The following is a 25,236-nucleotide window of genomic DNA, read 5'->3' as shown; positions in this document are numbered from 1 at the left end:
GTTTGCACCGATCAGAGCGTTGCAGCCCCCGATGCCGCAACCTGATCCATCTTAGTTTTAGTGCCCGAACGACGACATCTATCCGAAAGGGAGGAGCGTAAATGCGAGTGGCACCCAAGGCCCGGATCGGGAGCGCGCAAAACCTGCGGCATCACCAACGGCGCCTATCCGCCGATATCGCACTTCGCCATGCGCGAAATAATGACAAACGGAACGCTGTCATCGGCCACTGCGCATGGCCCTGTGTCCTGTCTCTTTACATTAGACCTGACCGATAGCGAATCCAAGACCTTTTAGAGTGATGGATAACGCTGTGTCTTAACGGCAACACAACGCGTGTGCTGCCCAAGATCCTGCCATACCTCGATGTGACGCGTGACCCCGGAGGGGCGCATCGCCCGGAACAGGTTGGAAACATCCTCGGCCTGCCCCGCGCCCACTTCGAGCACGATCCAGCCCTCGGGCACGATCCGCTCCGCTCCGTTTGCGAAAGCGCGATAGAAGTCGAGACCGTCCGCACCCCCGTCGAGCGCCGCGTGGGGATCGAACAGCCGCACATCGGGATCGAGGCCCGCGATGTCGCCGGACGGAATGTACGGCGGGTTCGACACCAGCAGATCGAACGGACCTTCGAGGCCGTCGAGCATGCGGCGGGCCAGAAACTCAGCCCGCCCCGACACGCCGAGACGCTCCGCATTGCCCCGCGCCGCCGTCAGTGCGGCGTCGCTGATGTCGGTACCGATGCCCGTCGCGAGCGGGAGTTCCGCCAGCAGCGTGACGAGCAGCGCGCCCGAGCCCGTGCCGATGTCGAGGATGCGGATGGGCCGCTCGCGCCAGCCTTCGCGCGCCGCGATCTCAAGCGCCGCTTCGATCACGGTCTCGGTGCAGGGACGCGGATCGAGCGTCGCCGGCGTCACGGCGAAGCTCCGCCCGAAAAATCCGCGTTCGCCGAGAATGCGCGACACCGGCTCGTGCGCCAGCCGGCGGGTGGCAAAGCCGGCAAGCCTCGCCGCTCCGGGCGCGTCGACCCGCCTTTCGGGCTCGCGCAGCAAATCCGTGCCGGTCAGTCCCAGCGCGCCGAGCAGCAGCAGACGCGCGTCCCGCGCCGCGCCATCGATGCCGGCATCCGACAGCACACGCGTCAAAAGGGCCATCGCCTCGCGAACCTGGAGTCCTTCATAGGAGATAGGTGCCGCGCTGCTCATGCCCGCCACCGTCATTCTCTCACCCGCCGTGCCCCTGCATCGCCGCCAGCGCTTCGGCCTGATCTTCGGCGATCAGCTGATCGATGATCTCGTCGAGGCCGACGCCTTCCATGACCCGGTCGATATTATGCAGCGTCAGATTGATCCGGTGATCCGTCACGCGGCCTTGCGGAAAGTTGTAGGTCCGGACGCGCTGCGACCGGTCGCCCGAACCGACCTGGGTCTTCCGTGCCTCGCTGCGCTGGCTGTCCACACGCTCGCGCTCCAGTTCGAACAGACGCGACCGCAGCACCTGCATGGCGAGCCGCCGGTTCTGATGCTGCGACTTCTCCGCCGAAACCACGATCAGCCCGGTCGGCAGATGCGTGATGCGCACCGCACTGTCCGTCGTGTTGACGTGCTGGCCGCCGGCGCCGCCCGCCCGCATCGTGTCGATGCGAATGTCCTCGGCCTTGATGTCGATGTCGATGTCTTCGGCTTCCGGCAGCACGGCCACCGTCGCCGCCGAGGTATGAATGCGCCCGCCGCTCTCGGTCGCCGGAATGCGCTGCACCCGATGGCCGCCGCTCTCGAACTTGAGCCGCGCGAACACGCCCTTGCCGGTGATCGAGGCGATGACTTCCTTGTAGCCGCCGAGATCGCTCTCCGACATGGAGATGACTTCCGTCTGCCAGCCCCGGAGATCGGCATAGCGCTGGTACATGCGGAACAAGTCGGCTGCAAAGAGCGCCGCTTCGTCACCGCCCGTACCGGCCCGCACTTCGAGGATCGCGCTTTTCTCGTCCGCAGCATCCTTTGGCAGCAGCAGCACCCGGAGCCCAAGCTCCATCTGCTCGATGCGGGGGCGGAGCAAATCCAGCTCGTCTCGCGCCATTTCCACGATCCCCTTATCCTGGGAGGGATCGTTGATGATCGCAACGAGATCGGCCTGCTCGTGCTCGGCGGCTTCAAGCTCGCGCACGGCGGCGATCAACGGCTGCAGCTCTGAGAACTCGCGCGTCAGCCGCACGTAGGTCGCCTGCGGCGCGCCTTGGTTCAGTTCCGCCTGGATGGTCTCGTAGCGCTCGATAAGGCGCCCGATCTTTTCTTTTGGAATAACGCTCATGGTTCTTCTTTAGACTTCGACGCCGTGATCGGCCGCGAATTGTTCAAGCTCGCGGCGCACGCTGCCCGAGCGGCCAGCGAGCAGCGAGTCCAGATGCAGCCGCAGCTTGTTCGCATGCAGCGAGCGGATCATCGTCTTGACGGGGCCGATCGACGCCGGCGCCATCGAGAGCGTCCGGAACCCGAGCGCGATGAGGCACATCGCCTCGAGCGGCCGGCCCGCCATCTCGCCGCACAGCGTCAACGGCACGTTGTGCTTGCGGCACGCGTTGGCCAGCATTTTCAGCGCCCGCAAAGGCGAGATGGATAAAGAATCGAACCGGTTCGTGACGCGCGAGTTCGACCGGTCCGCCGCGAACAGGAACTGGACGAGATCGTTGCTGCCCACCGACACGAAGTCGACGCGCGACAACAGCTCGTCGAGTTCGAACAGCACGCTCGGCACCTCGATCATGGCGCCGATCAGCATCTTGCTCGGCGGAGGCGTGCCCCGCTTGTCCGCGATCTCGCGCTCCTTGTCGATCAGGACGCGGATCTGGTCCATCTCGGTCGAGACCGACACCATCGGGATCATCAGCCGCAATTCACGGCCCGCGGCCGCCCGCAGCAGCGCCCGCACCTGCATGCGAAACAGCGCCGGCCGGTCGAGCGACATGCGGATCGCGCGCCAGCCGATGGCCGGGTTCTCCTCGGGAACATGCCCGAGATAGGGGAGGATCTTGTCGCCGCCGATGTCCAGCGAACGGAACACGACCGGCTTGCCCTCCGCTTCGTTCAGGATCGCCTCGTAGGCCTGCGTCTGCCGGTCGGCGCGCGGCAGGCTGTGCGACAGCATGAACATCAGCTCGGTACGGAACAGGCCGACGCCCTCGCCGCCCGATTCCTTGAGATGGGGCATGTCGGCCAGCAAACCGGCGTTGATGTGCAAGGTCACGCGCTCGCCGTCGGTCGTGACCGCCGGCAGATCGCGCAGCGCGGCATATTGCTTCTGCCGCCGCGCCCGGAACCGCACCTTGTCCGTATAGGCCGAGACCACGTCCTGGGACGGGCGCACGTGGACTTCGCCGATCACGCCATCGACGATGATCGCATCGCCCGCCGTCACGCGCTCGACGATGCCTTCCGCCTGCCCGACGGCCGGGATTCCCAGCGCCTTGGCGACGATGGCGACATGGCTTTGCCCGCTGCCGTCTTCGATGACGAGCCCGCGCAACCGCGTCCGGTCGTAGTCGATCAGCTCGGCGGGGCCCATGTTGCGAGCCACGAGAATGGTGTCGACGGGCATTTCCGGCGGATTGATGTACCCGACCGGCACGCCCACCAGGATGCGCAGCAGCCTGTCCGAAAGGTCTTCGAGGTCGCGCTGGCGTTCGCGCCAGAACGGATCGGCCTGCTTCAGCATGCGCGCCCGCGTGCCGTTCTTGACGCGCTCGACCGCGGCCCCTGCCGTGAGGCCGCTCTGCACCGCCTCGCGCAGCCGCCGCTCCCAGCCCCGGTCATGGGCGAACATGCGATACGCTTCGAGCACGTCGCGGTGGTCGCCCGCGCCCGACAGCAGCTCATGGCTGAGCATTTCGTCGAGCGACGTCTTGAGATCGTGCAGCGCCTCTTCCAGCTTGCGCATCTCGAAGGCGGGATCGTCGGCCATCAGCTTGGTGACGACGATGCGCGGCTCGTGCAGCATCACATGCCCGAGCGCGATCCCTTCCGAGATCGGCTCGCCGATCACCACCTTCTGGAGCGAGCGCTGGATTTCGATCGGCGAGCTGACCGCCCCCGAGACGAGATGCTCCGCGACGACCATCGCCGTCGCCTGCATCACCTCGACATCTTCGTCGGAGTATTCCTTGACCGTGCGGTTCTGGACCACCAGCACGCCAAGCACCTGCCCGCTGCGCTGGATCGGCACGGCGAGCAGCGAATGATAGATCTCTTCGCCGGTCTCAGGCCGGTAGGAGAACGCAGGATGCTTCGAGGCGTCCCGTTCGTTGATCGGCGCGGCCGTCTCGGCGCAGCGGCCGACGAGACCTTCCCCACGCTTCAGCATCGTGGCGTGCACGGCGGTCGGGTTGAGGCCCTCGCTCGCGTACAGCTCCAGCGAGCCGTCCTGCCGTCTGAGATAGAGTGAGCACACATCGGCGACCATGACGCCGGCGATCTGGCGCACGATCATGTCGAGCCGCTGCTGCCCGTCGGCAGGCGCAGTCAAGTCCACCGGCGCAGCCATGATGTCCCGCAGCCGGCGCATGATGACACGCAGCGCAGGTTCGGTTGACATCACACGGGGCTCTTCGCCACGTCTCGAAGGCATCAGGCACAGCCGCTAAGTTGGGTCCACATACCTCCCGGGATTCGGTGAGGTCAGGGGCCGTTATACGTCAAATTGAGCACGAATACGGAATTGGCTCTTGGAAATGCGTAGACGGGCCTTAACGGTTGATTTCAGCCCCTTCAGGCTGCGTCGAGCCCATAGATGGAATGCAGCGTCCTGACCGCGAGCTCCGCATACGCAGCATCGATCAGGACGCTGATTTTGATTTCTGACGTCGAGATCGCCAGGATATTGATGCCCTTGTCCGCAAGCGCCTTGAACATGTGCGCTGCAACACCGGCGTGACTGCGCATTCCGATGCCGATCACCGACACCTTGGCGACGTCGGCTGAGCTTTGCAGCTCGAATTTGCCGATGTCCGCCATCGCGGCCTTTAGAACCTCGAGCGCGCGCGGCAGCTCGGCGGCCTGAACGGTAAACGTCATGTCGGTATGGTGCCCGTCGGCGGCGACGTTCTGCACGATCATGTCGACATTGATCGAGGCGTCCGCGAGCGGCCCGAAAATGCGCGCCGCGATGCCCGGCTTGTCCTCGAGCTTCAGCATCGTGATTTTCGCCTCATCACGCGCGTAGGCGATGCCGCTGACGACTTGGTTTTCCACGATCTCATCCTCGCCGCAGACAATTGTCCCGATATTTTCCAGATTGCCGGTCCGCACCGGCGCCATGTCCTCCGGCTTGACGAAGCTGGACAGCACGCGCGTCTTGACCTGGTTCACCATGGCCAGCTCGACCGAACGGGTCTGAAGCACCTTCGACCCCGAAGAGGCCATTTCGAGCATTTCTTCGTAGCTGACCTTCGGCAGCCGGCGCGCCTTCGGCACGATGCGCGGATCGGTGGTATAGACACCGTCCACATCCGTGTAGATGTCGCAGACGTCCGCCTTGAGGGCGACGGCGATGGCCACCGCACTCGTATCCGATCCCCCGCGCCCGAGCGTCGCGATCCGGTTGCCGTTGGGCTCGACGCCCTGGAAGCCCGTGATCACCGCCACCTCGCCCGCGTTGAGCGACGCCATCAGGTCAGCGCCCGCGATGCCGGAAATACGCGCCGAGCCATGCGCCGCGCTCGTCTCGATCGGGATCTGCCAGCCTTGCCAGGAGCGGGCCTTGACGCCCATCGATTGCAGCACGATCGCCGTCAGTCCGGCCGTGACCTGCTCGCCGGAGGCCACCACCGCGTCGTATTCGCGTTTGTCGGCGAGCGGCGAGGCCTCGTTGACCCACGCCACGAGCTGGTTGGTGGCGCCCGACATGGCCGAGACCACAACCGCCACTTTGTTGCCGGCATCGACCTCGCGCTTGACGTGGCGCGCGACATTCTTGATGCGCTCCACGTTGGCGACCGAAGTCCCGCCGAATTTCATCACGACAACAGCCATGGCCTTGAACCGCCCGATGCCCGCTTCTGTCTGAGAGATAAGGTGTCCGGGTTGATGTCGGCGCGCACCCGGCTCGCCCAGCGGCGAACCACGGAAGGCCGACAACAGCCCTGGTTTCGGCCGTTCTCTTACCGGGAACATGTCCAAGCCGCAACAAAAGCGTTGCCGAAAAGCCAGCTTGGCCCTGGCGTTGACAATCGCGCGGGCCCTGTCACCCTTCCGCCATGACATCCGCCCCGACATCCACGACGACATCCGCGCCCCAGCGCAGCCCAGAGCGCACGCAAGACCCGTCTGCTCCGGCCGGCCCCTCGGCCACACCCGGCAACCTCGATACCGCCGAAGTCGCGCGCTTCCAGGCGCTCGCCAAGGCGTGGTGGGATCCGGCCGGAAAATTCCGCCCCCTGCATCAGATCGGCCCGGCCCGCCTGACGTTCGTGCGCGACGAGATCAAGCGCCACTTCGGCCGCGACGGTGCCGGCAACGGCCTGCGTCCCTTGAAGGATCTGCGGATCATCGATGTCGGCTGCGGCGGCGGCCTGATGTCGGAGCCGCTCGCCCGCCTCGGCGCCCGCGTCACCGGCGTCGACCCCGGCGAGCGCAACATCGCCATCGCCAGGGACCATGCCGCCGGCCAGGGCCTCGACATCGACTATCGCGCGGTCACCGCCGAAGAACTCGTGGCCCAAGGCGAGCTGTACGATGCCGTTGTCTGCCTGGAGGTCGTCGAGCACGTGCCGGACGTAGCCGCGTTCGTCGCGACCTGCGCCGCGCTCGTGCGCCCCGGCGGCATTCTGGTCCTCTCGACCATCAATCGCACGCTCAAGGCCTACGCGCTCGCCATTGTCGGGGCGGAGTACGTGCTGGGATGGCTGCCGCGCGGCACCCACCAGTGGGAGCGCTTCGTCACGCCGGACGAGCTTGCCCGCCACGTCTCGGCCGCCGGCCTCGGCGCCCCGCGATATTCGGGCTTCGTCTACAGCCCGCTCCGCGACACCTGGAGCCTGTCGCCGGACACCGACGTCAATTACCTCGTCTCCGCGGCCAAGCCGGCGTAGGCCTGAGCGCACCTCTGCCCGAAATTTTTTGCTCTTTCCCCAAGCCGTTCAGCAAAATTGATCCGCGACTTTTTCGCCCGAAGCGGAAATCATGAAATTTCTTGGTCTTCCTGGCACCTTAGTCCACCCAAACGGCCTTGACGACTTTCCGATTTGGCTCCTATAGCTGCCGCTGCTCGCGCGAAAGTACGTTCAAAAATTTGGCAGGCCAAACCCTGGGAGACACTTGAACTCCCGAGGATACGCGGCCGCTACGCGACGGGCAGTAAAGGGGACCATTGATGTCGAACGAGCCACGCCGCCCGGGCCGGCACTTTCTTCAAATTCCTGGACCGACTCCTGTGCCGGAGCGCGTGATCGCGGCCATGGCCCGCCAGGTTCTGGACCACCGCGGACCCGAATTCCAGCGCCTCGGCAAGCGTGTGCTTGCCGGCGTCAAGACCCTGTTCAAGACGCAGGGTCACGTCATGATCTACCCGTCGTCGGGCACCGGCGCCTGGGAAGCCTCCCTCACCAACACGCTCTCGCCCGGCGACCGCGTGCTGATGGTCGAGACCGGCCAGTTCGCCGTGCTGTGGAAGCAGATGGTCGACCGCCTTGGCTTGCGCGCCGAGGTCATCCAGACGGACTGGCGCATCGGCGCCGACTCTCAGGAGATCGAGGACCACCTGCGCAAGGACAAGGCAAAGGCCATCAAGGCCGTCTGCGTCGTCCATAACGAGACATCGACCGGCTGCCGCACGCGTCTCGACGACGTGCGCCGCGCCATCGACGCCGCCAAGCATCCCGCGCTGCTGATGACGGACTCGATCTCGGGTCTCGCCGCCGCCGACCTGCGCCATGACGAATGGGGCATCGACGTCACCGTGGCCGGCTCGCAGAAGGGCCTGATGATGCCGCCGGGCCTCTCGTTCACGGCCGTCTCCGAGAAGGCCATCGAGGCATCCAAGTCCGCGACGCTCGCCCGCTCCTACTTCTCGTGGGACGACATGCTGGCGTTCAATGACGACGGCTTCTTCCCCTACACGCCCGCCACCAGCCTGCTCTACGGCTTGGACGAGGCCATCCGCCTGCTCCACGAAGAAGGCCTCGAAAACGTGTTCGCGCGCCACGAGCGCCTGGCCGAAGCCACCCGCCGCGCCGTCCGCGCTTGGGGCCTCGAGGTCAACTGCCGTGACGCGAAGTACGACAGCCCGGCCGTGACCACCGTGCTCATGCCGGAAGGCCACAACGCCGACACGTTCCGCAAGATCGTGCTCGACAACCTCAACATGTCGCTGGGCACCGGCCTGAACAAGCTCGCCGGCAAGGCGTTCCGCATCGCCCATCTCGGCGACACGAACGAACTCACCGTCCTTGGCGCGCTGACCGGCGTCGAGATCGGCCTCGAGCTTGCGGGCGTCCCCCATAAGAAGGGCGGCGTCCAGGCCGCGATGTCCTACATCGCCGACCAAGCCAAGCCACAGGTTGCCAAAGCCGCCTGACGCTTCGTTCCACGGTCACAAATCAAAACCCCCGATCCGGACAGCCGGACCGGGGGTTTTGTTTTTTCACATTGCCTCGTCCGCTCTCACTTCGCCTCTCCCCATCCATGCAAAGCATGGCTTCGCCATGATGGGAGAGGCCGCGCAGATTTTCTGCGCGGGTGAGGGGGGCGGCGTAACGCTCCGACCACAAGCCGTTGCAAAAAAGGCAAGCCCCCTCACCCTGACCCTCTCCCCAAGGGGAGAGGGGACTGTCGCCTTGCGGTGAAAGGCCTGCCTCAAGCAGGATTGGCGAGCGCTTCCATGGCCGTGCGAACCTCCGGCGAGAAGGTGCCGTTGATCGGACCCTTGTAGGTGCCCTCGTCGCGCAGCACTTCCTGCAGCCACTTGCGATCGCCGACCGACAGCACGTTGGGATTCCGCACCAGCTCCGACACCAGATACTTGTCGCCGAGCCGCAGCGATTTCACGACCCAATAGGCCGCTTCCGTATCGCTTTTGCTGACGCCTTTGCCGATGCGATAGAGGATGCCGAGATTGAAGGTCGCGACCGCGTTGCCCTGGTCCGCCGCCTTGCGGACCTGATCGGCCGCCCGTGCATTCAGCTGATAGGCCACGTGCTCGTCTTTCGCGATGCCGCGTCCCTGCTCGTATTTCTCGGCCAGCCACGACGTGGCTTCGCTGAGCCCACCGTCGGACGCACGCTGCAGAAGCCGCACGGCCTCCTGGTCGTCCTTCGCCACGCCGCGTCCGGATTCATAGAGAAGCGCCAGCCGATGCATGGCGAAGATATGATCCTTGTCCACCGCGCGCCGGTACCAGCGCGCAGCCTCGGCGAAATCCTGCTTCACGCCGCGGCCGGTCTCGTAGAGACCGCCGAGGTTGGTCATGGCCGCTTCCTGCCCGCCGTCGGCGGCCTTGCGGAACCACTTCACGGCCAGCGTCTCGTTCTTCGGAATGCCGATGCCGTCCTTGGCGAACAGCGCGTAGCGCGTCATCGAGCCGAGATGGCCCTCTTCGGCCGCCATCAGGTAATAGCGCGCCGCTTCACCGTTGTTCTTGGCGCCGAACACGAGCCCGAGCGACAGCATACGCCCCAGGCTCGCGGCCGCGCCGACGTTGCCGCCATTGGCGCGATCGATCAGCATCTCCTTGAGGTCCGCCGCCCCCGACCCGGCGCGCCAAACCTCCACGCCAATCTCCGCGTCCGGCTTCAGATCGCGCAACTTGCTCGTCAGATCGTCCGCTGCCTCGACCCGGGTTCCTTCGATCTTCTCGATCACGTCCCCGGCCAGCAGTCCGTCGGCGCTCGTGCTGCCCAACGCGGCTTCCGTGACCATGACCCCGCGCCGGGGCCCGAGACCGAGACCGCTCGCGAGATCCGCATCGACCGTCATCATCCGCACGCCAAGACTACCGTGCTGCTGCCCGCCAGTCGTCGCGCGGCCCAGCTTGACCTTGAGCGCGCGCACTTGCGACGAGATATCCGAGCGCGCGTTGGCGCCCTTCTCGGTCTCCTGCGGCGCAGGATCCTCGTTTGATTTTTTGTTGCCGCCTTCGCCGTCCGGCGTCAGCACGCCGGTCAAGGGCGTCCACCGCTGCGCCGAAACAGGCTCCGCGGCGATCATCGGCACGAGCGCAATCAGCGCCGCGAAAAGAAAAGGCCTCACCCGCAAGGGCCCCCCTGGTTCAATGGCTCGAATAACACTCACGCTTTCTGCGGCGGATCGACGAACAGCTCGCTCGTGAAATAGCGTTCCGCCGACGACGGCGCGAAGGTCACGACCGTCTTGCCGTCCATCCCGTCGCGCGCGGCGACTTCGAGCGCGGCGGCCACGTTGGCGCCGGTCGAAATGCCACCCGGAATGCCTTCGATTCTCGCAAGCAATCGGGACGTTTCGAAGGCCTGATCGTTGGAAACCCGCACGACCTCGTCGATAAACGTCGTGTCCAGTACCTTGGGCACGAAGCCCGCGCCGATGCCCTGGATCTTGTGCGGCCCGCGCGCGCCGCCCGAGAGGATCGCGCTGCCCTCGGGCTCGACCGCGATGATCTTGATCGACGGCTTACGCGCCTTGAGGACCCGCCCGCAGCCCGTCAGCGTGCCGCCCGTGCCGACGCCGACGACGAGCACGTCGATGTTGCCCTGCGTGTCGTTCCAGAGTTCCTCGGCCGTTGTCAGCTCGTGAACCAAGGGGTTGGCCGGATTCTCGAACTGGCTCGGCTGGACCGCGCCCGGCGTCGCGGCCAGGATCTGGTTGGCCTTGTCGATGGCGCCCGGCATGCCGCCGGCGGCCGGCGTCAGCACCAGTTCCGCGCCGAGGTGCGCCAAGATCTTGCGCCGTTCGACCGACATGGACTCCGGCATCACCAGCATCAGCTTGTAGCCGCGCGCCGCCGCGACGAACGCGAGGCCGATGCCCGTGTTGCCCGACGTCGGCTCGACCAGCACGGTCTTGCCCGGCTCGATCTTGCCCTCGGCTTCGAGCACGTCGATCATGGCCACGCCGATGCGGTCCTTGACGCTCGACAGCGGATTGAAGAATTCGAGCTTCACGAGCACATCGGCTTTGGCGCCGGCCTGCTTCGCCATGCGGCCCACGCGCACCAGCGGCGTATGGCCGATGGTTTCGGTGATATCCGCATAGACTTTCCCGCGCCCCCAGCTCTTGGTGGCCTTCAGCGTCTTGATCTCGCTTGCGTCGGTCATCGTCGGTCTACTCTGATTTGCTTGTCAGGATTTGCTGGTCTGTTTCTCGCATATTTTGCCGCGTGGCCAAAGCGCTACAAACGTGGTGCCAGAGTCGCACCACGCCTCGCGCGCGCGCCAAGGAAAAAAGGCTAAGCCTTGGCTTTTTCGGACTTTTTGCGCGACACGGTCGCCTTGGCCTTCGCCCGCGACGACGCACGTTCTCCCACGCGGGTTGATCCGAACCCGCCCTTTCCGCGCTTGGTCGCATCCAGAACCTTGGCCGGCGCGAGGCGAGCCTGCGTGACGGGCGCCACGACGAGTTGCGCGATTCGCTCGCCCCGATGCACTCGGAACGGCGCCTCGCCGAGATTGATCAGAATGATCTTCACCTCACCCCGATAATCGGAATCGATCGTCCCCGGGCTGTTCAGCACCGTCACGCCGTGTTTCAGCGCGAGCCCCGAACGCGGCCGCACCTGCCCCTCGAAACCCTTGGGCAGTTCCAGCGACAGCCCGGTCGGAATGAGCGCGCGCTTGCGCGGTGCGATGACGATGCTTTCGCCCTCGTCCACCGCCGCCACGAGATCGAGACCCGCCGCTTCCTCCGACTGATAGGCCGGCAACGGCAGCCCCTCGCCATGCGCCAGCACGGCCACGCGCACGCGAACTGCGCCAAGACTTTTGGCCGTCTTTCTAGCTGCCTTCTGAGCTGTCGTTGGACGGGCCGCCTTGGGCGTCGCTCGAGATGTCGATTGAGAACCTGTCTTGCGCATATGTCCCGTTACACCTGTTCCCGCGCGTCGGCCAACCAGGCGGCGGCCCGCTGCATCAGCGCCTCCGCCACGTCCGCCTTGGTCATGACGGGCCACGGCTCGACGCCGGCCGCCGACACGAAATGAACCTGATTGCGCTCTCCGCCGAACACGCCAGCGGTTTCTGAAACGTCGTTGGCGACGATCCAGTCGACGCCCTTCGCTTTGAGCTTGGCCTGCGCATTGACGACGACCGACTGTGTTTCCGCGGCAAACCCCACGACCAGCGCCGGACGGCCGCTCCCGCGCTTGGCAATGGTGCGCAGGATGTCCGGGTTTTCGACGAGGTTCAGCGACGGCGGCGCATCGCCTGCGGATTTCTTGATCTTGCCGCGCCCCGGCGTCGCCACCCGCCAGTCGGCCACGGCCGCCGCGAACACCGCGACATCGGCCGGCAGCGCTGCATTCACCGCCGCCAGCATATCGTCCGCCGTCTCGACATGCCGCACCGTCACGCCTTCGGGATCGGCGATCTGCACCGGCCCTGAAATGAGCGTCACGCGCGCGCCGAGCTTGTACGCCGCTGCCGCAATCGCATGCCCCTGCTTGCCCGACGACCGGTTGGCGATGTAGCGCACCGGATCGATGGGCTCGTGCGTCGGCCCGCTGGTGACCAGCACATGCCGCCCCGCCAGCAACGGCCGCTGCGCCCGCGCCGCGCCGACGGTAATGAATCCGAACCCGCTCGTGTCGGACGCGCCCAGCATCTCGTCGATCCGCGCGACGAGTTCCAGAACCTCCGCCATGCGGCCGACGCCCGCTTCACCCTGCTCCGCCATCTCGCCGGCGTTGGGGCCGATGAAAGCCGCGCCGTCGCGTTCGAGCTGGCGCACGTTGCGCTGTGTCGCGGCGTGGGTCCACATGGCCGGGTTCATCGCCGGCGCGACCAGCACGGGCGCCCGCGTCGCGAGCAGCACCGCCGTCGCCAGATCGTTGGCATGACCCTGCGCCATGCGCGCCATCAGATCGGCCGTCGCCGGCGCCACGACGACGATGTCCGCCTCACGTGCCATCCGGATGTGGCCGATCTCGCGTTCGCCATCGAGGTCGAACAGCTCCGTCGCGACGCGCTCGTTGCTGATCGCCCCGACCGCGAGCGGCGTCACGAATTCCTGCGCCGCCTTGGTCATCACGCAGCGCACGGAATGGCCGCGCTCGCGCAGCCTCCGCACCAGGTCCAGGCATTTGTAGGCGGCTATTCCACCGCCGATGATCAGCAGCACGCGTTTCATGGGTTCTCGTGTGTGGGGCCATTGCTTCCGTCAGGCAAGACCGGAGCATGTTCTCGCCACAGACCCGAGCCATACTCTTGAAGCCAGCCAATATCAAAGTGTTCATGCTATCATATCGGGATCCCGCGCCCGGGCGAGTCCGGTGCCCGATGGTTACCAGAAAATCGAGGTTGAGCCCCGTGCACGCCCGCCTCCGCACCGCGCTTTTGGCTCTGGCCGCCATCGGGGCGGTCTGCGCTGGCGCGTCGATGGCCATCTCGAACACGATTGCGGACTGCTTCAGCGAAAACAACGCCCGCCGCATCGCCGGCTGCTCGGAGCTGATCGACAGCCCGCATCTGGACGCCGGCACCAGGAGCCTGGCCTATGCCATGCGGGCGCTCGCGCTCTCCCTGGACGGCGCCCTGGAGCAGGCCCTGCCGGATTATGACAACGCCATCAAGCTCGACCCGCAGTCCTCGATGGCGCTCAACAACCGCGCCTGGGTGCACTACAAGCTCGACCGCCTGACCGAAGGCATGGCCGACGTCGAGCGCTCCCTCAAGCTGACCCCCGCCAGCGCGCACGCCCACGATACGCGCGCCCACATCCATCAGGCGCTCGGCAAACACCCCGCCGCGCTGCGCGACTACGAGCAGGCCGTGCGCTTCGGCGGCGAACACCTCGTGAAGCTCTATCAGTGCGGGCTTGAAGCGCAAGGCATCTACAAAGGACCCATCGACGGCTACTACACCAGCGACGTCCGCCGCGCGCTCGAGGTCTGCGTGACGCGGACGACCTGCGATCCCCTCCCCGCCGACGAGGAATGCCGCGCCGCCACGTCGTGACGGCAAACCGAATGGCGAGTCTTCAATTCGCCGGCGTCAGTCCCGTCAGCTTCCACGATCCGTTGACGAAGCTGAGATCCGCCGTCAGCTCCGGCTTCCGGCCGGACGCGTCCCGCGAGACCCCGACCGAGAGCCCCAGCGGACCGTTGAGCGAGAAGTGCTTGATGTTGCCAAGACCGTACTTCGGCAGCGGCCCGCCCTTGGCGGGCAACGCGGCGGAGCCGGAGCCCGCCGCTCCGTTCGCGGCATCTTGGGCGCCAGCGCCTCCCAGAGCTTTCTTGGAATCGATGCCGAGCGCGCCCGCGATCTCCTCGATACGGCTCCGCCCGCCCTGCGTCTCATCGCCGGACACGATCATCAATCCGCCGCCGATGCCTTGCGTCTGCGACGCGCGCTCGACCACCAGCCCGTCGAGCGCCTCCTTGAGCGAGCGCCCGCTGGCGTGAATGCGGATCAGCATTTCCGGGGTCACGAGCGTGGCCAGCACGCCGTCGACGATGCGCGGCATCACCTGCGCCTTGAAGCGGTCGGCAATCGCTCCGCCCGCCATTCCGGTCTTGCGCAGAGCGTCGCTGACGACCTTATCCACTTTCGCCGCCACCGAGGGCCGCAGCGACGTGCGCACGCTCGCGAAATCGACGCGCGTGTTAAGCGCTTCCACGTTGCGGCCGTCGAGCGAACTCTTGAGGTCGTAGCCCGCATAGAGCGGCCACGCGACGTAGAACAACAGCACGGCCGCGAAGCCGATCGTTCCCAGCGACCGCATCTTGAGCAGGCTGGCAACGGACGTGCCGGATGGTGATCGGGCCATGGTAGTCCCCTCCTGAACCGGCTGTGCTGCACCGGAGCGCAGCCCCGCCGCCGGACCTAACCCCGGTAATGCGCGTACTGCCCCTTGGGCTTGAAGCGTTCGAGATAGGCGGGCACGATGGCGCCGATCGAGCGCGGCGACGAGAGGCCGAGACCGGCCAGCGTCCGGCCTTGCTCGAGCGCACCGCTGCTGACGACATTGTCGGTTTGCAGCAGCCGCACCTGATCGACAGTCAGCGGCCGCAGCGTGTTCGGCAGCGGCCACGTCAGCGCGGCCTGCACTTTCGCGAGCCAGAACGGCAACGAAACGAGCCCGCGCTTGCGCCCGGCGTAGTCCAGCGTCCGCTCCAGCAGTTCGCGGAACGACAGCACCTCCGGCCCGCCGAGTTCGTAAACCTCGCCCGGCGTTCCCGCGCCCTGCGCGATCGCCGCAACAGCGTCCGCAACGTCGCCGACGAACACCGGCTGAAAGCGCGTCGCTCCGCCGCCGATCAGCGGCAGTACCGGCGAAATGCGCGCCATGGCGGCGAAGCGATTGAAGAATTCGTCCTCCGGCCCGAACACGATCGAAGGCCGCAGGATGATCGCGCCCGGAAACTCCTCGAGCACCGCCGCTTCGCCTGCGGCTTTGCTTTTCGCGTAGTGCGCTTTCGACGTCGCGGACGCGCCGATCGCCGAAATATGGATCAGCTTATGCGCGCCGGCTTCGCGCGCCGCCCGCGCCACGGCGCGTGCTCCCTCAGCATGCACGGCCGCGAAGGACTGCGCCCCGGAGGGCGCCAGCACGCCCACGGAATTGATGACGATCTGCGCCCCTTCGACGGCGCGGCGGACCGAATCGGGAAAGCGCAGGTTGGCCTGCACCGGCTGGATCTGCCCCACGGTGCCCATGGGTTGCAGATAGCCAGCGAGATCCGGCCGGCGGGAGGCGGCCCGGATGCGAAATCCGTCCTTGGCGAGGGCCTGCACCGCGTACCGGCCGACGAAGCCCGGCCCGCCGAAAATCGTGACGAGTCCCTTGATGCCGCCGTTGCTAGCCATGCCGCCCTCCTTCTCCGCCCGAGCCCGGGCTCGCGCCAGCCCTCGAGCCCCGAAGCTCAAGAACGCAATGAATCGTGACGAGAGTGATATCCCGGCAGAAACAAAATGCCCATGCCCCGCGGCAGGCGTGCGCTCTCAATTGACAACTCGGCCCACTCCCCGTAACTCATGGCGCCGCAGGCCACGGCTTGCCCAGATGGCGGAATTGGTAGACGCACTGCTTTCAGGTAGCAGCGCCGCAAGGCGTGGAGGTTCGAGTCCTCTTCTGGGCACCATTCCGGACTTTGCTCCCTCGATAAGGCGCAAAGTCCTGTAAGGATGGGCTATACCGCCGGTTCGATAGCCCTCATTTCGCTGGTAAAGCAGCCTCCCACCAAACAGCAGTTTCGGCACCAGTCGGCGGCGCTTCAGGTCGCCAGAACCCCACATATTCCGGGGGTTTGCGACGAGGGCGAGCGCGGTTCGATATCGCGAATCGAAATCGACCATCGGAAGGGCCGCGCCAGCCAATTTTTGCTCCAGCTCGATCTTCCGATGCTGGACGTCGCGGATCTGTTCTTCATAGACCGAGATGAGCGCAGGCTCGGACGTGGCCAGCAGCCTGTCCAAGAGCTGCGATTTCTTACGCTCAATGCCCGTTAGCTCGCTTCTCAGCGCAGCACTCTGGTCAGCGACGCTGCGCTGCCGATCATTGCTGGATTCCTCCACCATAAGGCGGAGCATGGCCATAACTTGCGGCGTGGGGCGCAGGTGGTCGAGGAGCGTTTCGAATTCACCTTCGATCTTCTCTCTGCGCACCGACTTGCCGCAATGGGCGCAGCCCTTGGTCTGGCAGAAATAATAGGGGTACTTGCCGTTGCGGCCTTTCGACCACGCTGCCGTCATCGGGCGCTGGCAATCAGCGCACTGCACGAGGCCACGCAATGGGAAGTCATCGCGCATATCCCTACGCACGAAAGTCCCTTCGGGCTTGCTCAGACGTTCCAATACGCGCCGATGCGTTTCGTAAGTTATGAGGGGCTCATGCTGGCCCTTCATGAGCGGAATGTCCCAAGCGGGAACCTCCACGTAGCCAGCGTAGACGGGGTTCTCCAGCATCTCCCGAATGCGCTGTTTGTAGATGCTCGCGCTGCCCCGATAGAGGAAGCCCGGATATTGATCGAGGTAGTTCTTGACCTCCATCTGGCTGACGAACCGCCCTGAAGCGAAGCCTTCAAGCACCTCGCGGATGATGGGAGCAGTTGTTGGGTCGAAGACGAGCACCTTGCCCCCGGCCTTGGCCTTCTCATAACGATAGCCAACCGGCGCTTGGAATACCCAGAAGCCGTTCAACACGCGGGCGCGCATTTTCTGGCGCACTTGGCGACCGTTCTGCTGGCGCTCAAGCTGCGATTGCGCGGCGATCACGGTTTCGATGAATTCGCCCTCCGGCGAATCCTCGAAGCGGAAGTTCAGGCACTCGCGCGTGGCGTTGCGCAGCGCCATTTCCTGACGAAGCTTGAGGTGAAAGACGGTGTCGCGCGCATAGCGCTTCAGGTCGTCGAATATGACAACATGCGGACGATCCGCGTTCTCGTCGAGATACCGGAGCAGCCGCACCATGCCGGGACGCTTTATGAAGTCGCCGCCGCCGCTCACATCGTCGGTGAACACCGCCGCGACGGTGTAGCCGCGATCCCGCGCATAATCGCGGCAGCGGCTCTCTTGCGAGATCAGGCCCTGCCCGTCGGTCGCCTGTTTCTTGCTGGATACGCGGCAGTAGATGACGGCTTGGGTTGGGTGGTTATCCTTGCTCATGTCCCGGCCTCCTTTTCTTGTTGGTCTGATTGCGGGATGTTGTCGTTATCTGCCGCCAGCCGCCGAATATCTTCGGCAAGCTCGTCCAATACGGGATCATTGGAGGCGAGTTGAAAGAATTCTATCACATTGATGTTGCACACGGAATTATTATCGTTCGTAGGCTGATATAATTGTGTGGAATGAACGCCGTAGGCCAGATCGGTCACGGCTTCGGCAATCGACCACAGCGCCTCGATCATGGCGGTCTTCTGGTCATCGGTGAGATCGAAGCCGTCGAGAAACGGCCTGTACTTGTTGAGATCGAGCGGCATGTCCGTGTCAGTCCTTCCCCGCGCATCGCCCGGCGAAAGGGCTGGCGACTATAGTTATGAAAAAATGATGCCCTCAGCAGAAGGCAAAGCCGGGGGGAAGGCGGTTGGGCGGAAGGCGAGCCACTGGACTGGCGGCAGGAAAAGCGGCAATCTATCCGGCAATATTGGCGGCAACGGAAGCGGCAAGAAACTGCTACACGATTAATTAAGTCTATGGTATTACTTATATATTATGGACACGGACGTGGCAAAGAAACCGGCAAAAATAGCGGCAAAGAAGGCGGAAAAATCTCCGGCAGCGCCCCTGCGCGATGACGGAGAGAGCATCGCTCTCATGGAGCCGATGCTGGTTTCCGAAGGCACTAAGGCCCGCGCCACGATTTCCGAACTTGCTTTCGAACTGAGCAAGGCCTCGGCTGCGTTCCGCGCAAGCCTCCCGGCAGGACTCACGGCCCCGCTCGCTGATCTCGTCCGTTCGATGAATTGCTATTACAGCAACCTGATCGAGGGCCACAACACGCACCCGGTCGAGATCGAAAAGGCGATTCACAACGAACTGAGCAACGATCCCAAGAAGCGGGATCTCCAGCTTGAAGCCAAGGCCCATATCGCGGTTCAGCGCTGGATCGATGAAGGCCATCTCGATGGGCGGGAGCTGACGACCGAAGGGCTGTTTGAGATCCATCGGCAGTTTACAGGCCTTCTCCCCGATGAGCTGCTGTGGGTTGAAGATCCCAAAACGGGCAAGCGCATTCGCGTTGTTCCCGGCCAGCAACGTCACAACGATACGAAGGTCGGCCTGCACATTGCGGTCAGCCCCGGCGCTATCCCGCGCTTCATGGCCCGCTTTGAAGAGGTTTACGGCAAGCTTGGGAAATTCGAGCGCATCATCGCGTCCGGCCCGATGCACCACCGTCTGCTCTGGATACACCCCTTTGCCGATGGCAATGGCCGCGTCACGCGGCTCATGTCGTATGCCGCCCTCCGCTCTGCGCTCGATACAGGCGGCTTATGGTCTGTTTCCCGTGGGCTTGCCCGCAAAGTCGAAGAATACAAACGCCATCTGGCCGATTGCGATCTCCAGCGCCGCAACGACTACGACGGTCGCGGCCATCTAAGCGAGGAGGCAACGATCGCCTTTGTAGAATTCTTCCTCAAGATCTGCCTCGATCAGGTGAGCTTCATGGAAGGGCTCATGCAGCCAAGGGTACTGCGTGACCGCATTCTTGCGTGGGCCGCTGACGAGGTTCGATACGGCAACATTCCTGCCGCCTCATCCAAGGCGTTGGACGCTATCCTGTTCAAAGGATCGCTGCCGCGCAGCGAGGTGGCCGGGGTCATAGATCAATCCGACCGCTCGGCCCGCAATGTCACAACGGCCCTCAGTAAAGAGGGCATCATCTTCTCGCCCGGCCCGCGGGATGACTGGCAGATCGCGTTTCCGGCCAAACTCGCGCCCCGTTTGATGCCGGGCTTGTTCCCCTAAGCACTCCAGTGTTTTCTCTTGCGCGCTGCTCAATCCCCAAGCTCCTCTAGCATCATGGAGCCAAGCTCATGGATGGTGTTGAAGTCTGCAATGAGCTGCGAGTGAAAAACGATCGTCCCCGCTTCCTCTATGAAGGAATGCTGCATGAGGGGCTGCCATGATGTGAGCAGCATTTGCTGCGCCTCAAGTTCGTTGTACCGGGCCACGTTCGCCGCAGCGATAGCTGCGTTCATCCCCGCTTGCAGCTCGTTGTACCTAGCAACATTCGCCTGCGTGACAACATACGGTGGTATGTAGAGCGGAATCCGGTGAGCGAGTGCGTGCCGGAAATTCTCCAGATAGTCGAACCATTCTTCGCGATCTTGAAGATGAGCGCGGAAAGCTTCGCTGAATGACGGGATCACCTGCTGCTTGCGAATTCCAATAGCGCCATCAGGCAAGGGCGTTCCGTTATTGCGGGTGATGTTCCTCTCACTGACCCATATCCATGCAAGATTGTCAGCTGCGCCGAAAGCGTGAAACACGAAAGCCTGAATTTGCAGCTCTGCATCGTGGCGCGTGTCGCGATCAGGCGCTTGCGCGAGCTCAGGTGGAAGATTTTCAAACACGTTGTGAATGCAGCGGCGTAGGCATTGCAATCTTCGCGCAAAGCCATTGACGCCGAACTCCCTACCCCTATCGGTCACCCAAGGGTGGTTGATATAGGCCTGCCGCAGATCGTTGTACCTGTCATCGAGGGCGGCGTAATCTTCCGCAAGCTGGACGATTTGCTCTTCCGTGAAAAACATAGCCCCTCGCTTTGCGTTTTGTTTTTTGCACGCTACCGCTACGTCATCACGGAAGGCGGTCTTACGTCGAGAGGTCGCCTGATTTTCCAGAACCTCCGCTACACTTTATTCCCATCAAAAGCGGCTTCGCTCACCAAGTCCGCGCGGTGCCGCTTATCCACATTCGAATCCGCAGCCGACGACTGACATTGTGGTTGTGGGGTTGATTTTGTTCTATAATTGTTCGCATGAAGGACGATGACGCAAAAGATAGAGAAGGTGACGAGGCAGACGCGTCCGGGCGTATTTCGCCCTCAAAGTTCATGCGTGAACTTAGGCCGGAGTATTATTCGGACACCAGAGAGAGCCGGACCATCGGTCTGACCGCTTCAACGCTGGAGTACCACCTCGATTCCATAACATCTCGAAACCAGACGCACGAGTTCGAGGTCTTTTGCAGGAAGCTGTGTGAGCGGACGATCTGCCCTAATTTGCGACCACAGACTGGCCCGGATGGTGGCGGCGACAGCAAAACTGACACTGAAACGTTTCCCGTCGCCGATGAAATCGCCAGGCTGACCTACATCGGGGAGGCTAACGCCGGCAAAGAGAGGTGGGCCTTCGCATTCAGCGCCAACGCTAAATGGGCGGAAAAGGTGCGTAACGACGTAGCCGGTATCGTTGCTACGGGCAGGCGCTACGACCAAATAATCTGCGTCACAAGTCGCTTTGCTAAGGCCAAAACCCGCGCGCGTTTAGAGCAGGACCTTACTGAGAAGTACGGAATCCCCGTCACGATCCATGACCGTTCATGGATCGTGAAGGAGGTTATTGAAAACGACCGCGCCGATCTCGCCTTCAACTACCTCAAGGTCGGCGAGTCATCCGAAGCTCCTGCAAGGTTGGGCCCGACCGACTATTCCCGGTCACAACAGCTTGCGGACACGGAACGGGAAATCGACGACCCTGAAGCGTTCCGTGGGATGGAACGCCAGCTGGCTGCGGAAGCGCTAGTTGCAGCCAAACTCTCGCGCGGCCTTGAGCGTCCGCGCATCGAAACTGACGGGCGGTTCGCGAGAGCTATACGCCTTGCTGAGGCCCACGGATCTTTCCGGCAAAAACTGGAAGCGCAGTACGAGCAGATCTGGACGGCTTACTGGTGGTATGACGACTTCACATTCCTGAATGCGTCATACGACGAATTTGAATCACGTGTGCTGCAGTCGGATCACGCCAAAAATCTCGAGTATCTTGGCAATCTGCACCAACTGCTCGTCAATTCTATGGTCCACCGGCATTTCTCGCGGGAGGGATGCAAATTTGATGAACGCACGGAGAGGCTGAAGAGGGCGTTGGAAGCAATCGCGGAGGACGCGCACAGGCCCAATAACAGCCTTGAAGCGCAGACAGACCTCATGCGCATCAGCCTCAACCAAGCAATGATTGAGAATGATCCTGCCGCCATATCGAAAGTCTGGCGAGGCTACAGCGCCATTTTGGACAAAGCGGCAGGACTGGGCGAGTTTGACGCCAACACCCTGATCAATTTCATTGAGGTTGCCGGGCAAGCTGCTGGAAACGACTCTGCCTACAACGATCTGATCGAGAAGCTTGCAGGCTTTGTGGCATCCCGAAGAAGCGCTGGCGAAGGTGCGATCATCCTTCTCAAGCGCGCGCAGAAGCTCGACTTCTCCGACCGTCTCGACATGATCCGGTGGTTAGGCAAGGCGGCAGTTGGACTTACGAAACGTGAATATTCGGAACACCTGATCGAGGCTACACAGCTCCTGTCGCTTGCGTATCGAAGCGCCGGGCTTTCATGGGCTGCCCGCGCGAGCAGCGTATTCGCCGCTGCGTCCCTCGTTATCGAAGGAGAGCAGGAAAGCGAAATGCCGGTCGGGATAGTGCCGACAATGAAGGTCTGGGCGTGGAACGCTCTTGAACTCTCTCATGTGCCCGATTTTCTGTTCGCCATACAGCTCATGAATGGTTTCGTCGCGGCGCTGCCGCTGACGGAGGAGTCGAAGGCCAAGGTGTCCGAAGACATTCGGGAACTGGATGTGGCCTTCGGCTGCCTTCTGCTGAACCTCGGCGAAGCGGATCTTCGCAAGCTTGATGAGCTGCCTGATGTGCTCGAAGGGCTTGGCCTGTTTATGGCCCGCACGGCGCTGCTATACGTCCTCGGCTACCAAGACGTGTTGCGGGAGGATGGCAGTCTACCGAAGGAGGAAACGGATGAGGGAGTGAAGCAGCTGCTCTCTCTTCTCAAGAGCCAGCCCATCGCTGATGGTCTGCACGGCCCTCTTGTTTTGAATGACGTGGGACGTCAGATTTTTGCAAACACGGTCCTTGGCATGCGGATCGAGGTCGAGATTGAAAGCAGCGAGTCGATCCTCATTGCTGAGATCATTCTGGGGGCTTTGGAAGCATTTTTTGCAACAGTTATTAGTCAGAGCGTCGCGCCTCACACGGAACTCTTCCGTATCGTGGTTACGCGAAGTGGCCAAATCCATAAGCCTCTCATCGAAACCTGCGAGCTTGACATGACTTCATCGGTCACGTGGCCGAGCGGGCTCTCGGTAACCCAATTCGACCAGCAGCAAGATGTGCTGGCATTCCTGTCGGAATTATCCGTACACGTCATGGGCGCAACCTGTTCGGTGCGCGATACCGAGGAGCTGCTGCACAAGCTCTTCACCGACGAAGGAGTTCAGCAGCGGATCACAATGGTTTCTGTTGCGGCGAACAGCTACAGCCGCGTATCAGCCAAGACGTTCCTGCAATTATCCGAGTGGAAAGAAGGAGTGCGCCGCTCATATCCGCTTCGCGGCAAACGCGCTGATCTTCCCCGGATTGCGCTTCCTCGTGGAGATGAAAATCCGGACGAAGAGGACGAACCCGATAAGGACCCGTTCGAGATCAGCAACCACCGGGGTATGCGCGTTAGTTCCGTCATCGACGTTCACGCTTGGGACAAAGCCGTGTGGCGGGGCTGCGGGTATCTGCGGTTTGACCGCACTCAACCGCCTTGCATGGCTTTCTTGTTCGAGAACGCAGCCGCCGCCCGAAAGATTTTCGAGCGGCTGCGGGCGAGGTTTGGCAAAGCCGACACTGGCGAAGAAATCGTGATCTCGATCATTCGGCACCTGCCCGGGGAGAACGCGCATCACTATTGCGTGCAGGTGGCCTCAAAGGGAGAACCATCAAGCGGCGGAAAGGGCGCGAAGCCGGTCATGCTTGCCACCCGCTCCATGACAATGACGCCACTGGATAGCAGGAACCTTGACATGTTCCTGACCGACTACGGGCGTGTTGGAGCATACTACTTGCTGCCCGCCGTGCTGCCCTCGACAGCGACAACGGATCCTGAATTTATCTTTGACCTCGCCATCGGCAAGCAGAGCCTCACGGTAAAATCGGCCGCGGAAGTTTCAGAGCATGACATCGAATCGCTCGCTCTTCGGCTGCGCGGGCTAAAGTTCGCATCCTGAAATCGTTGGCCGGGGGGATGCAACGGGGGCGCGCAGCGGGCCCCCTTGCCGAGGTGGGCGGAAGACCGCCGAGCCAAATGTGCTGTCATACAGCACACATCTGGCGGAACACCATACTGACATTCAGTTCCGGGATTTCTTCCTTTCCCTGCATCCATCTTACGCAGATATGTGCATCTGGACACCGGCCCATTAGACTTCCTGCAACATCGCTTGGAGGGAGCCATGGACGATCTGGAACCGCGTCAACCAGTTACGATTGCGCGTGATGAGCTTTACCGGCGCGTATGGGAATCTCCCATGAGCAGGCTGGCAGCGGAGTTTGGAATATCGGGCAACGGGTTGGCCAAGATTTGCGACCGGCTCAAGATTCCGTATCCGCCGCGTGGCTATTGGGCGCGTAAGGAAGCCGGACAGGAAGTCGTGCGCTTTCGGTTGCTCAAGCCCGATAGCGATACGCCCGGTGAGGTGACTATCACGCCCACGCCAACGCCGCCAAAACTCGCACCAGAAGTTCAAGAGGCCAACGCCGCCGCGCATTCAAAGGCCGAAGGGATTGTCGTTCCCGATGAACTGAAGCGTCCGCATGCGATCATCTCTGGGTGGCTAGCGGAGCATAAGGAGCGCAAAAGGCGTGATCGCATTGACCGCAATCCCTATCGCCCTGCAATGCCGGACTGGACTGACGGCGAGCATCGCCAGCATCGGATTCTCGATGCGATATTTCGCGCCGTTGAGAAGAACGGCCTGATGGTGAGATCAGAAGACCTCAGCACGTTTTACTTCGAGTACAAGACGGAAAAAATCCACTGCCGCTTGCGTGAGAAAAACAAGCAGGTGCGGCGGCCTAAGACAGCCGAAGAAATGCGCTGGTCGAGCGGCCAGAACTGGACGCAGGTTCTGGAGCCGACCGGAAATTTGATCTTCAGTTTTGAAGACTATTTCGGCCACGAGAGTCGTCTCAGGCGAGAATGGCTTGAAACCACGACGAAGCGGTTTGAGGCAATGGTCCCGGATATTGTTGCGACGCTTCTCCTCGCTGGCCCTGCGCTTGTCAAATTGCGGGAAGATCGGGAGGAGGAGAAGCGGAGGCGCGAAGAGGCTGAGCGGCTTCGTCAGATCGAGCAAGCGAGGCGGAAAAAGGATCGCAATCAGTGGCGCTCCCTCGTGGAACAAGCGGAGCGTCATGAGACCGCGACTAAGGTACGAAACCTTTTGGCAGCGCTCGAAAGAACGGCAAGCGATCCCTCTGTCATGATCGGTGATCGCTCCCTAGCGGACTGGATCGCTTGGGCGAAGGCCTATTTGGAAGCCGTCGATCCTGTATGTCGTGGGGTCGAGGGCATATTTGGCGAAATCTCGAAGGTCACTGACTGGACATACCGGGACTGAGAACGCAGCT

19 protein-coding genes, 1 tRNA gene and 1 pseudogene are annotated in these 25,236 nt (G+C 63.0%); 8 read left to right on the top strand and 13 right to left on the bottom strand.

The window, feature by feature from the left end; genetic code table 11:
• Positions 1-293 precede the first annotated feature (293 nt).
• The 4 genes from prmC to ACTIFK_RS12105 form a co-directional block, all read right to left on the bottom strand.
• Positions 294-1,205, bottom strand: a complete 912-nt coding sequence (gene prmC, locus ACTIFK_RS12120; RefSeq protein WP_439543325.1) for a peptide chain release factor N(5)-glutamine methyltransferase — start codon at positions 1,203-1,205, stop codon at positions 294-296.
• Positions 1,206-1,224: 19 nt separating this feature from the next.
• Positions 1,225-2,310 carry a peptide chain release factor 1 gene (gene prfA / locus ACTIFK_RS12115; RefSeq protein WP_439543324.1) on the bottom strand — a complete coding sequence of 362 codons (1,086 nt, stop codon included), beginning with the start codon at positions 2,308-2,310 and terminating at the stop codon, positions 1,225-1,227.
• A gap of 9 nt (positions 2,311-2,319) precedes the next feature.
• Positions 2,320-4,587, bottom strand: a complete 2,268-nt coding sequence (gene ptsP / locus ACTIFK_RS12110) for a phosphoenolpyruvate--protein phosphotransferase (RefSeq protein ID WP_439543323.1) — start codon at positions 4,585-4,587, stop codon at positions 2,320-2,322.
• A gap of 173 nt (positions 4,588-4,760) precedes the next feature.
• Entirely contained in the window at positions 4,761-6,023 is a 1,263-nt protein-coding gene (locus ACTIFK_RS12105) for an aspartate kinase (protein WP_439543322.1), read from the bottom strand.
• Between the two features lie 224 nt (positions 6,024-6,247).
• On the opposite strand from ACTIFK_RS12105, the gene ubiG reads away from it, so the two are divergent.
• Together ubiG and ACTIFK_RS12095 are read left to right on the top strand one after the other, a co-directional pair.
• On the top strand, positions 6,248-7,081 hold the full coding sequence (gene ubiG / locus ACTIFK_RS12100) for a bifunctional 2-polyprenyl-6-hydroxyphenol methylase/3-demethylubiquinol 3-O-methyltransferase UbiG (RefSeq protein WP_439543321.1): 834 nt from the start codon (positions 6,248-6,250) through the stop codon (positions 7,079-7,081).
• A 281-nt stretch (positions 7,082-7,362) separates the two neighbouring features.
• Entirely contained in the window at positions 7,363-8,565 is a 1,203-nt protein-coding gene (locus ACTIFK_RS12095; protein WP_439543320.1) for a pyridoxal-phosphate-dependent aminotransferase family protein, read from the top strand.
• A 278-nt stretch (positions 8,566-8,843) separates the two neighbouring features.
• On the opposite strand, the gene ACTIFK_RS12090 is transcribed toward ACTIFK_RS12095, so the two are convergent.
• From ACTIFK_RS12090 to coaBC, 4 genes are all read right to left on the bottom strand, one after another.
• Entirely contained in the window at positions 8,844-10,235 is a 1,392-nt protein-coding gene (locus tag ACTIFK_RS12090; RefSeq protein ID WP_439543319.1) for a hypothetical protein, read from the bottom strand.
• 38 nt (positions 10,236-10,273) lie between these two features.
• Positions 10,274-11,275, bottom strand: coding sequence for a cysteine synthase A (gene cysK / locus ACTIFK_RS12085; RefSeq protein WP_439543318.1), 1,002 nt, complete (start codon positions 11,273-11,275; stop codon positions 10,274-10,276).
• Positions 11,276-11,406: 131 nt separating this feature from the next.
• Positions 11,407-11,919 carry a dUTP diphosphatase gene (gene dut, locus ACTIFK_RS12080; protein WP_439543337.1) on the bottom strand — a complete coding sequence of 171 codons (513 nt, stop codon included), beginning with the start codon at positions 11,917-11,919 and terminating at the stop codon, positions 11,407-11,409.
• 119 nt (positions 11,920-12,038) lie between these two features.
• Positions 12,039-13,301 carry a bifunctional phosphopantothenoylcysteine decarboxylase/phosphopantothenate--cysteine ligase CoaBC gene (gene coaBC, locus ACTIFK_RS12075; protein WP_439543317.1) on the bottom strand — a complete coding sequence of 421 codons (1,263 nt, stop codon included), beginning with the start codon at positions 13,299-13,301 and terminating at the stop codon, positions 12,039-12,041.
• A gap of 179 nt (positions 13,302-13,480) precedes the next feature.
• On the opposite strand from coaBC, the gene ACTIFK_RS12070 reads away from it, so the two are divergent.
• Entirely contained in the window at positions 13,481-14,128 is a 648-nt protein-coding gene (locus tag ACTIFK_RS12070; protein WP_439543316.1) for a tetratricopeptide repeat protein, read from the top strand.
• A 22-nt stretch (positions 14,129-14,150) separates the two neighbouring features.
• Here the strand turns inward: ACTIFK_RS12070 and ACTIFK_RS12065 are convergent, their stop codons facing one another.
• The gene (locus tag ACTIFK_RS12065; protein WP_439543315.1) at positions 14,151-14,939 is read right to left on the bottom strand and encodes a DUF2939 domain-containing protein; all 789 of its coding nucleotides are present in this window, start codon (positions 14,937-14,939) and stop codon (positions 14,151-14,153) included.
• Between the two features lie 56 nt (positions 14,940-14,995).
• The gene (locus ACTIFK_RS12060) at positions 14,996-15,979 is read right to left on the bottom strand and encodes a complex I NDUFA9 subunit family protein (RefSeq protein WP_439543314.1); all 984 of its coding nucleotides are present in this window, start codon (positions 15,977-15,979) and stop codon (positions 14,996-14,998) included.
• A gap of 190 nt (positions 15,980-16,169) precedes the next feature.
• Here ACTIFK_RS12060 and ACTIFK_RS12055 point away from each other — a divergent pair.
• A tRNA-Leu gene (locus tag ACTIFK_RS12055) sits at positions 16,170-16,254 on the top strand.
• Between the two features lie 43 nt (positions 16,255-16,297).
• Positions 16,298-16,621: a hypothetical protein gene (locus ACTIFK_RS12050; protein WP_439543313.1), complete on the top strand. Its 324-nt coding sequence runs from the start codon at positions 16,298-16,300 to the stop codon at positions 16,619-16,621.
• Positions 16,622-16,753: 132 nt separating this feature from the next.
• Here the strand turns inward: ACTIFK_RS12050 and ACTIFK_RS12045 are convergent.
• Both ACTIFK_RS12045 and ACTIFK_RS12040 read right to left on the bottom strand, forming a co-directional pair.
• Positions 16,754-17,776, bottom strand: a pseudogene (locus ACTIFK_RS12045) (recombinase family protein); the annotation flags it as partial.
• Complete coding sequence (locus ACTIFK_RS12040) at positions 17,773-18,090, bottom strand: hypothetical protein (RefSeq protein WP_439543312.1); 318 nt, start codon at positions 18,088-18,090, stop codon at positions 17,773-17,775. The pseudogene ACTIFK_RS12045 and the gene ACTIFK_RS12040, both read right to left, overlap by 4 nt.
• Before the next feature lie 244 nt (positions 18,091-18,334).
• Here ACTIFK_RS12040 and ACTIFK_RS12035 point away from each other — a divergent pair, with 244 nt between their 5' ends.
• The gene (locus ACTIFK_RS12035; RefSeq protein WP_439543311.1) at positions 18,335-19,576 is read left to right on the top strand and encodes a Fic family protein; all 1,242 of its coding nucleotides are present in this window, start codon (positions 18,335-18,337) and stop codon (positions 19,574-19,576) included.
• 29 nt (positions 19,577-19,605) lie between these two features.
• Here the strand turns inward: ACTIFK_RS12035 and ACTIFK_RS12030 are convergent, their stop codons facing one another.
• A complete protein-coding gene (locus ACTIFK_RS12030) occupies positions 19,606-20,364 on the bottom strand; it encodes a hypothetical protein (RefSeq protein WP_439543310.1) in 759 nt (252 codons plus the stop codon).
• 227 nt (positions 20,365-20,591) lie between these two features.
• On the opposite strand from ACTIFK_RS12030, the gene ACTIFK_RS12025 reads away from it, so the two are divergent.
• Both ACTIFK_RS12025 and ACTIFK_RS12020 read left to right on the top strand, forming a co-directional pair.
• Positions 20,592-23,834 carry a hypothetical protein gene (locus ACTIFK_RS12025; protein ID WP_439543309.1) on the top strand — a complete coding sequence of 1,081 codons (3,243 nt, stop codon included), beginning with the start codon at positions 20,592-20,594 and terminating at the stop codon, positions 23,832-23,834.
• A gap of 225 nt (positions 23,835-24,059) precedes the next feature.
• Positions 24,060-25,226, top strand: coding sequence for a hypothetical protein (locus tag ACTIFK_RS12020; RefSeq protein WP_439543308.1), 1,167 nt, complete (start codon positions 24,060-24,062; stop codon positions 25,224-25,226).
• Positions 25,227-25,236 lie beyond the last annotated feature (10 nt).

Origin of the sequence: Hyphomicrobium sp. (genome assembly GCF_051860585.1) — a bacterium.
Lineage (GTDB): Bacteria > Pseudomonadota > Alphaproteobacteria > Rhizobiales > Hyphomicrobiaceae > Hyphomicrobium_C.
Note: the sequence above shows the minus strand (reverse complement) of the source record. Positions and strands in the feature narration are given on the sequence as shown.

Excerpts from the sequence above, each read along its gene's own strand:
- ACTIFK_RS12040 (WP_439543312.1), bottom strand. The coding sequence starts at position 18,090 with ATGCCGCTCGATCTCAACAAGTACAGGCCGTTTCTCGACGGCTTCGAT.
- ACTIFK_RS12030 (WP_439543310.1), bottom strand. The coding sequence starts at position 20,364 with ATGTTTTTCACGGAAGAGCAAATCGTCCAGCTTGCGGAAGATTACGCC.
- coaBC (WP_439543317.1), bottom strand. The coding sequence starts at position 13,301 with ATGAAACGCGTGCTGCTGATCATCGGCGGTGGAATAGCCGCCTACAAA.
- ACTIFK_RS12095 (WP_439543320.1), top strand. The coding sequence starts at position 7,363 with ATGTCGAACGAGCCACGCCGCCCGGGCCGGCACTTTCTTCAAATTCCT.
- ACTIFK_RS12020 (WP_439543308.1), top strand. The coding sequence starts at position 24,060 with ATGGACGATCTGGAACCGCGTCAACCAGTTACGATTGCGCGTGATGAG.
- cysK (WP_439543318.1), bottom strand. The coding sequence starts at position 11,275 with ATGACCGACGCAAGCGAGATCAAGACGCTGAAGGCCACCAAGAGCTGG.
- ubiG (WP_439543321.1), top strand. The coding sequence starts at position 6,248 with ATGACATCCGCCCCGACATCCACGACGACATCCGCGCCCCAGCGCAGC.
- ACTIFK_RS12050 (WP_439543313.1), top strand. The coding sequence starts at position 16,298 with ATGGGCTATACCGCCGGTTCGATAGCCCTCATTTCGCTGGTAAAGCAG.
- ACTIFK_RS12025 (WP_439543309.1), top strand. The coding sequence starts at position 20,592 with ATGAAGGACGATGACGCAAAAGATAGAGAAGGTGACGAGGCAGACGCG.
- ACTIFK_RS12060 (WP_439543314.1), bottom strand. The coding sequence starts at position 15,979 with ATGGCTAGCAACGGCGGCATCAAGGGACTCGTCACGATTTTCGGCGGG.
- prmC (WP_439543325.1), bottom strand. The coding sequence starts at position 1,205 with ATGAGCAGCGCGGCACCTATCTCCTATGAAGGACTCCAGGTTCGCGAG.
- ACTIFK_RS12065 (WP_439543315.1), bottom strand. The coding sequence starts at position 14,939 with ATGGCCCGATCACCATCCGGCACGTCCGTTGCCAGCCTGCTCAAGATG.
- ACTIFK_RS12105 (WP_439543322.1), bottom strand. The coding sequence starts at position 6,023 with ATGGCTGTTGTCGTGATGAAATTCGGCGGGACTTCGGTCGCCAACGTG.
- prfA (WP_439543324.1), bottom strand. The coding sequence starts at position 2,310 with ATGAGCGTTATTCCAAAAGAAAAGATCGGGCGCCTTATCGAGCGCTAC.
- ptsP (WP_439543323.1), bottom strand. The coding sequence starts at position 4,587 with ATGTCAACCGAACCTGCGCTGCGTGTCATCATGCGCCGGCTGCGGGAC.